The 11447-nt window shown below is 42.8% G+C and carries 8 protein-coding genes; 5 read left to right on the plus strand and 3 right to left on the minus strand.

The window, feature by feature from the left end; all coding sequences use genetic code 11:
• Positions 1-343, minus strand: a 343-nt coding sequence (locus WBM49_RS08350) for a DUF2911 domain-containing protein (RefSeq protein WP_424371597.1), incomplete at its 3' end; no start/stop codon positions are given.
• Between the two features lie 241 nt (positions 344-584).
• On the opposite strand from WBM49_RS08350, the gene asnB reads away from it, so the two are divergent.
• The gene (gene asnB / locus WBM49_RS08355) at positions 585-2255 is read left to right on the plus strand and encodes an asparagine synthase B (protein WP_424371598.1); all 1671 of its coding nucleotides are present in this window, start codon (positions 585-587) and stop codon (positions 2253-2255) included.
• Positions 2256-2340: 85 nt separating this feature from the next.
• Here asnB and WBM49_RS08360 read toward each other — a convergent pair whose 3' ends face one another.
• Positions 2341-3789 carry an SLC13 family permease gene (locus tag WBM49_RS08360; RefSeq protein ID WP_424371599.1) on the minus strand — a complete coding sequence of 483 codons (1449 nt, stop codon included), beginning with the start codon at positions 3787-3789 and terminating at the stop codon, positions 2341-2343.
• A 337-nt stretch (positions 3790-4126) separates the two neighbouring features.
• Between WBM49_RS08360 and gyrB the strand changes: the two genes are divergently transcribed.
• Together gyrB and WBM49_RS08370 are read left to right on the plus strand one after the other, a co-directional pair.
• Positions 4127-6067, plus strand: coding sequence for a DNA topoisomerase (ATP-hydrolyzing) subunit B (gene gyrB / locus WBM49_RS08365; RefSeq protein ID WP_424371600.1), 1941 nt, complete (start codon positions 4127-4129; stop codon positions 6065-6067).
• A 72-nt stretch (positions 6068-6139) separates the two neighbouring features.
• Positions 6140-7153, plus strand: a complete 1014-nt coding sequence (locus tag WBM49_RS08370; RefSeq protein ID WP_424371601.1) for a DUF6588 family protein — start codon at positions 6140-6142, stop codon at positions 7151-7153.
• Positions 7154-7241: 88 nt separating this feature from the next.
• Here the strand turns inward: WBM49_RS08370 and WBM49_RS08375 are convergent, their stop codons facing one another.
• Positions 7242-7613, minus strand: a complete 372-nt coding sequence (locus WBM49_RS08375; RefSeq protein ID WP_424371602.1) for a hypothetical protein — start codon at positions 7611-7613, stop codon at positions 7242-7244.
• Between the two features lie 324 nt (positions 7614-7937).
• Here WBM49_RS08375 and mdh point away from each other — a divergent pair, with 324 nt between their 5' ends.
• Together mdh and secDF are read left to right on the plus strand one after the other, a co-directional pair.
• Complete coding sequence (mdh, locus tag WBM49_RS08380) at positions 7938-8864, plus strand: malate dehydrogenase (protein ID WP_424371603.1); 927 nt, start codon at positions 7938-7940, stop codon at positions 8862-8864.
• 194 nt (positions 8865-9058) lie between these two features.
• On the plus strand, positions 9059-11447 hold a 2389-nt coding region (gene secDF, locus WBM49_RS08385; protein ID WP_424371604.1), incomplete at its 3' end, for a protein translocase subunit SecDF.

The following is an 11447-nucleotide window of genomic DNA, read 5'->3' on the forward strand; positions in this document are numbered from 1 at the left end:
TTACTGTCCATCCGTCTGCTCCGGGAATAGTGAAAAGGGCATACGTGCCAGCATCAATTTTTTGCCCGCCAATGGTGGCGCCTTTAAAAAAGGTAATCTCCGCAGCCTCGTTGGCACCGGTTCTCCAAACCTTTCCGGCAGGAGCTAATTCTTCCATTGAACGACCTTTGAGTTGAGGTCTGCTGTAAATTACGCGAACGGCTTTATCAGAATTCTTGTAATCTGACGGATAAGAAGCCATGTCCATAGGGCTTTTATCCATCCCGCTAAATTCCTGTGCAAATGAGTTGCTTGTAAAAACCATGGCGCATACCATGAGTGTTAGGGTAAGTACATTTTTCATAAAGTTCGATTTTAAGTTTGTCAAATCTAAGCGCTATCGGCTTTCAATTCTTATAAAGAGTCGTTAAAATTTAGAATTCTTACAGTTTGTGGACTGGATTTAAAAAAAAGAACTAAAAGATTACATATTATAACAGTTAATACTATTTAGCTATCAATAAGAAATCAAAAACAATAAATATGTTTTCTAATTAATATCGATTGATCATCTTTGTCCCTGTTAACTAAAATAGAAACTGAGCATGTGTGGAATTGTGTGTGCCTTTGATGTAAAGGAAAGTACGGAGGTATTAAGGCCCCAGTTGTTGGAAATGGCCAAAAAAGTGCGGCATAGAGGTCCGGACTGGAGTGGGATCTATTCGAATGAGAAAGCGATTTTAGCCCATGAGCGTTTGGCTATCGTGGATCCGGCATCGGGGAAACAACCCTTGATAAGTGAAGATGGGAAATTGATCCTGGCAGCCAATGGTGAGATCTACAACCACCGGGAACTAAGAAAACAATTTAGTGACACCTATCATTTTAAGACCGAATCCGATTGTGAGGTGATCCTTGCTTTGTATCAGAAAAAAGGAGCTGCGTTTCTGGATGAGTTAAACGGAATATTCGGATTTGCTATCTATGATACTGAAAAGGACAGCTATTTTGTGGCCAGAGATCATATGGGGATCATTCCTTTATATATGGGCTGGGATAAGAATGGCACCTTCTATGTGGCGTCTGAACTTAAGGCCCTGGAAGGTACCTGTACTAAAATTGAACTATTCCCTCCGGGGCATTACCTGGAAAGTAAGGATGGAGTTTTAAAACAGTGGTATACGCGAGACTGGATGGAGTATGAGGCGGTAAAAGACAATGAGACAAGTATAGAGGCTATCCGAGATGCCCTGGAGGCAGCGGTACACCGTCAGCTAATGTCGGATGTTCCTTACGGAGTATTACTTTCCGGTGGACTGGATTCATCGGTAACTTCGGCGATCGCCAAAAAATATTCCCAGAAGCGAATAGAATCTGATGATACATCAGAAGCCTGGTGGCCGCAGCTGCACTCATTCTCAGTAGGCCTGGAGGGGTCTCCGGATCTTGCCGCGGCTAAAAAAGTGGCGGCACATATTGGTACGGTGCACCATGAGATAAAATTTACTATTCAGGAAGGGCTCGATGCTATAAAGGATGTGATCTACAACCTGGAAACCTATGATATTACCACGATCAGGGCTTCTACCCCTATGTATTTAATGGCGAGGGTCATTAAATCGATGGGTATAAAAATGGTGCTTTCCGGTGAAGGGGCAGATGAGTTATTTGGAGGATATCTGTATTTCCACAAGGCGCCCAATGCGAAAGAGTTTCATGAAGAAACGGTCCGTAAACTTAAAAAACTGCATATGTACGATTGCCTGCGGGCCAATAAATCCCTGGCGGCATGGGGAATTGAAGGCAGGGTACCATTTCTGGACAAGGAATTCATGGATGTTGCCATGAGGATCAACCCTCAGGATAAGATGATCAACGGGGAGCGGATGGAAAAATGGGTGGTGCGCAAGGCCTTTGAATCCTATTTGCCCGAGAGTGTTGTCTGGAGACAAAAGGAACAGTTTTCGGATGGGGTAGGGTATAGTTGGATAGATACCCTTAAGGAAATGGTTAACCAGGAAGTTAGTGATGAGCAACTAGCCAATGCAAAGTTTCGCTTTCCTATTCAAACACCGGGGTCTAAAGAGGAATTCTATTACCGGTCTATTTTTGAATCGCATTTTCCTTCAGACGCCGCGGCACTTTGTGTCCCACAGGAGGCTTCAGTGGCGTGTAGTACACAAATCGCCTTAGAATGGGATGAGGCATTTAAAAATATGAACGATCCTTCGGGCAGGGCTGTTGCCATGGTGCATACAGATGCCTATGTAAAATAACACCAATTTCAGGATTGATTGGGTTTTTGAATTTGTCAGCAGGAAGCACCCATATGGGTGCTTCTTTACGATTTTGCCTATCTGTTTATATAAAAGACATATAGGTTAGTAAAACTATTACGGTAATTAAAATGGGTCCGAGGACACCTAAAATCAGTCCGCCAAACCTAAAATCCCTTTGTTCCAATTTACCCGTACTGTAAGCGATTGCGTTGGGGGGTGTTGAGATGGGTAAAAACAGCGCCATGGAGGCACAGAATCCTATCACCAAAGGCAGAACAACCGGATTATTAAAAGTAAGCACTATCCCTATGGGTATGAGTACAGTAGCAGTTGCCGTATTGCTCATTATATTGGATAGGATAACGGTGAGAAAAGCAAATAAAAACACCAACACATAAAAGTTTAGCTCAAAACCTTTGATCTTTTCCACATAGAAATCTGCTAATCCTGTTTCTTTGATGGCAAGACCCAAGGCAAGACCACCTGCTACGAGCATCAGCGTATCCCATGGTAGCTTTCGAACATCATCCCCATTGACCACTCCGGACATCGTTAACAGGATTATGGGTATCAAGGAAACCACCGAGGCGGGGATACCGTGCAATTTTTCTGTAAGCCACAGCAACAGAGTTAATCCGAGTACAGCGAGCACTATTCTCTTTTTAATGAGTTCAAACTTAAAGGTTTCCGGATCCGTATTTGGTTCTTCCTTCTCGAAGGTGATGTTCAAACTTTTTGTTCTCGGGATGTATTTTTTGGTCAATAGATACCAAAACAAAACAGTTAAGAGTATGGCCATAGGAAAACCGATCATCATCCACTCCAGAAAACCGATTTTAATACCGTGGCTGTTCAAGGCTTCAACAGCAATGGCATTGGGAGGCGACCCAATTATTGTGCCCATACCCCCAATGGCAGCGGCACCAGCGATCCCTATCAGGATGGCTTTAGACATTGGTGCATTCTTTTCCATGGTATTTAAGAAAGGAAGCACAGATGCTATCATCATGGCCGTAGTTGCAGTATTAGACATCACCATTGAAAAAAGTGCAGTGGTGAGCATGAGTCCCAGAAGTATTTTTTTTGGTGCGGTGCCAAATTTGGTAATGGAAAGCTTAAAAATAGTTTTGTCCAGACTGGTCTTGCTCATGGCCTCCGCAATAAAAAATCCGCCCAACATTAGCCAAATAACACTGCTAGACCAGGAATTGACATAGCCAATATAATGTTGTCTTACGTTATCGGGGTCTATTTCCGAATAGTAGCTATTCATAGAGAAAATAAGAAACCCGAAGATCATTAGTCCAACCGCAAATGGCGGTATGGCCTCTGTAACCCACAGGCTAATCGCTAAGAATAATAGAAATAAAACATAGATCTGAGCCTTGTCCAGTCCTGGTTCGTTAATAAAATAGGTCACTGCAAAAGCAAAAATAAGACTTAGTAAAAAGTATATTATTCTGCTCTGAATGTCTACTACCTTTTGGAAATGAGACATAAATTTTAAGGATACAGCTCTGGAATCGGCCATAATAATGGGTTTGTTATTATTCAAGTGTAAAATTAGACTGGATTGCCTGCATAAAAGCTAACAAATGTCATGGAATTTCAGAAAAACCCGGAATCTATGAAAACCAGCTAGAATTGTTGTTAAATTGTTCATAACTTCAAGACTAAGATATACTCCAATCCCTATATTTCATGGGCTATTGCTTATATTTGTAGGATTACTTTTTACAGGGCTATCCGCAGGGTTATAAGGAAGATAAACCTATCTGATTTTTAATCTTTTAGATGGTTTTTTGTGCGTAGCTGAAGTAGAGGGTATTTCGATCAAAAATATCAACGAGAACAACTTAATTGGTTATATGAGCGAAGATAAAAAGAAGAATAATTATTCGGCTGATAGTATTCAGGCCCTTGAAGGAATTGAGCATGTAAGGATGCGTCCTTCCATGTATATTGGGGATATTGGGGTTAGAGGATTGCACCACCTGGTATATGAGGTAGTAGATAACTCCATCGATGAGGCCATGGGCGGTCATTGTGATACCATTAGTGTGATCATCAATGAGGATAATTCGGTTTCTGTAAAAGACAACGGGCGGGGTATACCCGTGGACCTACACAAAAAAGAGGGTGTTTCTGCGCTTCAGGTAGTAATGACCAAGATCGGTGCCGGGGGAAAATTTGATAAAGATTCCTACAAAGTATCCGGAGGGCTGCACGGGGTAGGTGTTTCTGTGGTAAATGCACTTTCTAATACCCTAAAGGCTACGGTCTACAGGGATGGAAAAGTCTGGGAACAGGAATACGAACGCGGAAAGGCCATGTATCCGGTAAAAAGTGTGGGTACTACCACAGAAAGAGGTACCCTTGTGACTTTTCATCCGGATGTGCAGATCTTTAGTCAAACCATAGAATTCAGTTACGAAACCCTGTCAAACAGGATGCGCGAATTGGCGTACCTTAATAAGGGGATCACCATAACGATCACAGATCGCAGGGAAAAGGACAAAGACGGAGAATTTATTTCTGATGTCTTTCATTCCGAAGAAGGTTTAAAGGAGTTTATAAAATTCCTGGATGGAAACAGAATAGCCCTTATTCAGAATATCATCGCCATGGAAGGTGAAAAGAATGATATTCCTGTAGAAGTGGCCATGGTATACAACACAGGGTATACAGAGAACCTGCATTCGTATGTTAATAATATTAATACGCACGAAGGAGGTACTCACCTTTCCGGCTTCAGAAGGGGATTAACCACTACCCTGAAGAAATACGCCGATGCTTCCGGCATGCTCGATAAATTGAAATTTGAGATTCAGGGAGATGATTTCAGGGAAGGACTTACCGCCATTGTATCTGTAAAAGTTGCTGAACCTCAATTTGAGGGGCAGACAAAAACAAAATTAGCGAACAGGGAGGTATCCTCAGCGGTTAGTCAGGCAGTCTCGGAAATGCTTACCAACTACCTGGAAGAACATCCGGATGATGCAAAGATCATTGTGCAAAAAGTGATCCTGGCAGCTCAGGCAAGGCACGCGGCTACCAAAGCCCGTGAAATGGTACAACGGAAGAATGTGATGAGTGGTGGTGGACTTCCCGGAAAACTCTCTGATTGTTCCGAACAAGATCCATCCTTATGCGAAGTATTCCTGGTAGAGGGAGATTCGGCAGGTGGAACGGCCAAACAAGGAAGGGACAGGAATTTTCAGGCAATTTTGCCATTAAGGGGTAAGATCCTGAATGTGGAGAAGGCCATGCAACACAAGGTCTTTGAAAATGAGGAGATCAAGAACATCTATACCGCCCTGGGGGTTACCATAGGAACAGAGGAAGACAGCAAGGCACTCAACTTAGAAAAATTGCGCTATCACAAAGTGATCATTATGTGTGATGCCGACGTAGATGGCAGCCATATTGAAACCCTGATCCTAACTTTTTTCTTCCGCTATATGCGTGAATTGATAGAAGCTGGCCATGTATATATTGCAACCCCACCCTTATATCTTGTAAAAAAAGGAAGCAAAAAGAGCTATGCATGGAATGATAAAGAACGCGATGCGATTGCCGAAACATTTAAAGGAGGCGTAAGCATTCAGCGTTACAAAGGTTTAGGTGAGATGAATGCGGAGCAATTATGGGACACTACCATGAATCCCGGGTACAGAACACTAAGGCAGGTAACCATAGACAACGCTTCGGAAACGGATAGGATTTTCTCCATGCTTATGGGTGATGAGGTTCCGCCGCGAAGAGAGTTTATTGAGAAAAATGCGGTCTATGCGAACATTGATGCATAAAAAAGGCCATTACACAACAAAAACTCGCACCCCCGGTGCGAGTTTTTTAGTTTTAAGCAAAATTTAAACGATATGAAAAATCTACTTTTTGCTATGATGATGCTTTGTGTCTTCACTATGCAGGCACAATCGAATGCCAATGATCTGTTTGCAGCCGGTGTTGAGGATGCAGAGACCTTTATGAATGACTATCTTGCTCCGGTTTCTGAAGGTGCTATCTACAGCATTTCAGGATCCTGGTTCAATACCGGAGATGCCAAACCTCTAGGGGGGTTCGAAATCTCTATAATTGGAAACATTACCGGTTTTAAGAACAAAGAAGACAAAAAGACCTTTGTTCTGAACACGGCCGATTACCAAAATCTGCAGTTTGTAGATGGCAGTCCTTCAAAAACGGTGTCCTCGGCATTAGGGGATATAGAGGGGGTGAGGGTATTTGTAGAGGCAGAGATTGCGCCCGGAATTACCTCCAGAGAAGAATTTGATCTTCCCTCCGGACTTGCCTCAGAAAATATAAACTTTATTCCTTCCGGTTATTTGCAGGGGAGTGTAGGCCTGATCAAAGGAACTGAGCTAAAAGCCCGTTTCCTTCCAAAGATAAAGACAGATGAGGTATCTATTGGCTTATACGGTATAGGTATACAACACGAATTTACCAAACACCTGCCCGCAGATAAGATCCTACCGGTGGCCATCTCTGGAGTGATCGGATACACGCATATAAATGGAACCTATGATTTTACGGATACTAATATCATTGCAGGTTCTGACCAAAGTATAGATGCCAAGATCAATACCTGGGTATTTCAGGCCGTGGTGTCTACCAAGTTACCTATTATAAATTTCTATGGGAGTTTAGGCTATATGACAGGAAAATCAGAAACGGCCATCTTAGGAACGTATACCGTGCAGTCGGGTCCTTTTCAAAACACTTATGTAGATCCTTTTACCTTAACCAAAGATGCCAGCGGCGTAACCGCAAACATCGGTACCAAACTTAAATTAGGCTTTTTCCGTCTGCATGCAGATTATACTATTGCCGAATTTAACAACCTGTCTTTGGGTCTTAGCTTTGGGTTCAGATAAGAAAAATAACCAAACAACCAATAAAACTAAAAACAGCCTTCCATTGTAAGGCTGTTTTGCAATTATTAGGAAAAAAGCAGGGGAAATATTATTCTCTGTGTGCAAGGATATTACCCTGGGGATCTTCCAGGATCTTACCTTCTTCAGATTGTTTTAAACTTACTCTATCGTTCGGCATATCTGTGCCTGGATAGGAAATGGTATACACTCCGTCAGCTACTGACCAGCTAAAATCTGTCTTTACATCTAGTGTATTGCCACTATAGGAATGAAATCTGCCTAAAAAGACATCATTAAAGATCCATTCTTGTCTGTTGTTCTGTCGTCCTGTCTCTGAGTTGTTACTGATAGCCGTTTTTGCCCAGATACCTATGATAGGATCATTGTTTTCCGGGATTCTGGAACAGTTACTCGCCAGGATAATGGCGATGATGGCCATAAGGGATACTAGCTTTTTCACTACGTAGGTTTTTTAGATTTGGGATCTATGTTAAATTCCTAACGAGCCTATATTCCTATCTATTGCCATTTATCGACAAACGACACTCTAAAATGTGTTTTATTCGATGAACGTCAACAATTCTTTACAGGAATGTTACAAAAATTAGACTGCCTGGGATAATTTCAGTAAAATATTCCATCCACTCTTCCCGGGAATTATGTTAAAAATCCCTATTTTTGAAGCGCCCTAAATACAAGGGATAAACACAAAAAAAGGCCCGTAATTGCTGGTCGATTAAATTCGCCGTTCCGGGTAGTTATATACACTATAAAAAGCAGAAATATGAAAATTACAGTTGTGGGTGCTGGTGCCGTTGGGGCTAGTTGTGCAGAATACATCGCCATTAAGGACTTTGCTTCCGAAGTGGTCTTGTTAGATATTAAAGAAGGGTATGCGGAAGGTAAGGCAATGGATCTCATGCAGACAGCCTCCTTGAATGGATTTGATACAAAGATCACAGGAACCACAGGAGATTATTCTAAAACAGCCAATAGTGATATTGCTGTGATCACTTCAGGGATACCCAGAAAACCGGGTATGACCAGGGAAGAGCTCATCGGGATCAATGCAGGGATCGTAAAAACGGTGGCCACCAGTCTTATAAAACATTCACCAAATGTAATACTCATAGTAGTGAGCAATCCTATGGATACCATGACCTATCTGGTCCACAAGATCACCGGCTTGCCTAAAAACCGTATCATCGGGATGGGAGGTGCATTAGACAGTGCCCGATTTAAATACCGATTGGCAGAAGCCTTAGGTGCTCCTATATCGGACGTTGATGGAATGGTCATTGGCGGGCACAGCGATACAGGAATGGTGCCGCTTGCAAGACATGCCACCAGAAATAGTGTGAAGGTTTCAGAATTCATGTCCTCAGACAGATTGGCCCAAGTAGTTGAAGACACCAAGGTTGGAGGAGCCACTCTGACAAAACTATTAGGTACTAGCGCCTGGTATGCTCCCGGAGCTGCTGTTTCCGGATTGGTACAAGCAATTGCCTGTGATCAGAAAAAACTATTTCCCTGCTCAACTTTCTTAGACGGAGAATACGATTTGAAAGACATCTGCATAGGTGTACCCGTAATCCTGGGGAGAAATGGGATCGAAAAAATTGTGAAAATTGACCTCGATAATGCGGAGAAAGCTAAAATGCAAGAGAGTGCCGAAGGGGTAAGAAATACAAACAATTTATTGCAGGTCTAGGGATCAAAATTGTTTTAATCTACAAGGCGTTCTCTCGGGAGCGCCTTTTTTTTTGGAGCGTTACAGCTATATACTTCCCTCTTAATCAATGGTATCTATTGCGCCATAAATCGCATAAATAAATTGTCAGTTCCTGCTGGAAATGATATATTTGCACGCTATTTACGGATACCATCAATTAATTCAAAACACAGATGCAGAATAAAGGACTGATTAAGCTTTTTGCTTTCTTGTTCGGGCTTGTGAGTATTTATCAACTCTCTTACACCTTCATAACCAGCAAGGTTGAAGGCGAAGCAGAGACATATGCTACCGCAAAGATCCCGTCTACCGTTGACAATTACGTCGCAGAACGCGAGGCTATGGAAGCCAGCTATTTAGATTCCATTGGGGACAATACGGTTCTTGGCTTCACGACTTACAAAGACGCCAAAAAGAAAGAACTCAACAAGGGATTAGACCTTAAAGGAGGGATCAATGTAACCCTTCAGATCTCGGTAAAGGATATCCTAAAAGGTCTTGCAGATAACACAAAAAACCCTGTCTTCAATAAGGCACTTGCCGATGCAGACGCGGCCTCCAAAGACAGTGATGATACCTACATCGATCTTTTCTTTGATGCTTTTGACAATATCAAAGGGGATACAAAACTCGCAGCCCCGGATATTTTTGCCAACAAAGGCTTAAGTGATGAGATCAATTTTCAAATGACAGATGATCAGGTAAAACCTATCATCCGAAGGAAAATAGACGAATCTATAGTGTCGGCTTTTGAAGTGCTGCGCGAACGTATTGACGGATTTGGCGTTACACAACCCAACATTCAAAGGGAAGGTACCTCAGGGCGTATCCTGGTAGAATTGCCGGGAGCGAGAGATATTGCCAGAGCTCAAGATCTGCTTTCCAGTACTGCACAACTCGAATTCTGGGAGACCTACGAACCCGGTAACCAAAGCCTAATTAATTTCTTTATTCAGGCCAACGACCGATTAAAGACCATGGTTGAAGCTAATCCCGAAGAGGAAGTTAAAGAAGCTTCGGAAATAGATTCTTTATTATCCGATGTGGCTCAGGATTCTCTGGACCTTACGGCAGAGAGAAATCCACTATTTGAAAAATTACAGCTGAACGGACCGGGGTATGCCATTGGTATTGCCGCGATAAAGGATACCGCCGAGATTGGAACCTGGTTAAGGATGCCCGAAATTCGCAGATTACTGCCTGCAGAAGTACAGTTCACTAAATTCCTATGGGAACGCCCTTCTCAGGATTCGGAGGTAGCTGGTCTATTTGCTTTAAAGTCTAACAGAGATAATTCACCACGGATCAGTGGAGATGTAGTGAGCGATGCCAGAGATCAGTTCGACCAGTTCAACAGGCCGTCTGTAGGTATGGACATGAACGTACGTGGTGCCAAAGAATGGGAAAAACTGACCAGCGAAGCAAACCTAAACAACACAGGAATTGCTATCGTGCTTGATAATAAGGTATATACCGCACCCGGGGTTTCTCAGGTAGGGGGTATTTCCGGAGGTAGTTCAGAGATTTCAGGAACCTTTACCGTAAATGAGACCAAGGATATTGCCAATGTTCTCAGGGCAGGAAAATTACCGGCCTCTGCGGATATTATCGATTCCTTTGTGGTAGGACCTTCTCTTGGTCAGGAGGCCATAGACAGCGGGTTTACCTCTTTTATCATCGCTATGGTCTTCGTATTGATATGGATGATCTTCTACTATGGAAAAGCAGGTATATTTTCGGATATAGCCTTGAGTTTTAACATTGTATTGATCTTTGGAGTGCTGGCTAGTTTAGGGGCTGTGCTTACCCTGCCGGGTATTGCAGGTATCGTATTAACCATAGGGATGTCTGTAGATGCCAACGTACTGATTTTTGAAAGGATCAAAGAAGAAGTACAAAAAGGCAAAGGGAAAGGACAGGCCATCAATGATGGTTTTAACAATGCCTTGTCCTCTATCCTGGATGCGAACATCACAACGGGCCTAACCGCCATGATCTTACTCGTATTTGGATCCGGACCTATTAAAGGATTTGCGACTACCTTGATCATAGGTATTCTTACCTCGCTGTTTACCGCGATATTTATTACAAGACTTTTGGTTGACTGGTATATTTCAGGAAAAGGAAGATCGCTTACCTTCTCTACTTTTATTACCAAGAACCTGTTCAACAATGTGAATATCGACTTCCTGAAAAAGCGAAAGATCGCTTATGTCATTTCTGCGGTCGTTATCATATTTGGAGTAACCTCTTTATCAACTCGCGGCTTAGACCAGGGGGTAGATTTTGTAGGGGGAAGGAATTACCAGATACGCTTTGTAGACCCTGTCAGCCCTGCGGAGATCACTAACGATCTAACTGCAACTTTGGGAAGCGCCAGTGCTAAGACCTTTGGGGATGCCAACCAGATCATGGTCACCACTAAATACAAAGTGGATGTGCAAGGCACCGAAGTGGATGATGAGATCCTGGGGATCTTATTTACTTCCCTGCAAAAATATTTACCGGACGGAGCTACCTACGAGGATTTTATCCCCGGAGGAACCAACGAGAATATTGGGG

Origin of the sequence: Muriicola sp., assembly GCF_049669965.1 — a bacterium.
Lineage (GTDB): Bacteria > Bacteroidota > Bacteroidia > Flavobacteriales > Flavobacteriaceae > Muriicola.

Bases quoted from the DNA above. Each gene is read 5' to 3' on its own strand.
- gyrB (WP_424371600.1), top strand. From the start codon at position 4,127: ATGAGCGAAGATAAAAAGAAGAATAATTATTCGGCTGATAGTATTCAG.
- WBM49_RS08370 (WP_424371601.1), top strand. From the start codon at position 6,140: ATGAAAAATCTACTTTTTGCTATGATGATGCTTTGTGTCTTCACTATG.
- WBM49_RS08360 (WP_424371599.1), bottom strand. From the start codon at position 3,789: ATGGCCGATTCCAGAGCTGTATCCTTAAAATTTATGTCTCATTTCCAA.
- mdh (WP_424371603.1), top strand. From the start codon at position 7,938: ATGAAAATTACAGTTGTGGGTGCTGGTGCCGTTGGGGCTAGTTGTGCA.
- asnB (WP_424371598.1), top strand. From the start codon at position 585: ATGTGTGGAATTGTGTGTGCCTTTGATGTAAAGGAAAGTACGGAGGTA.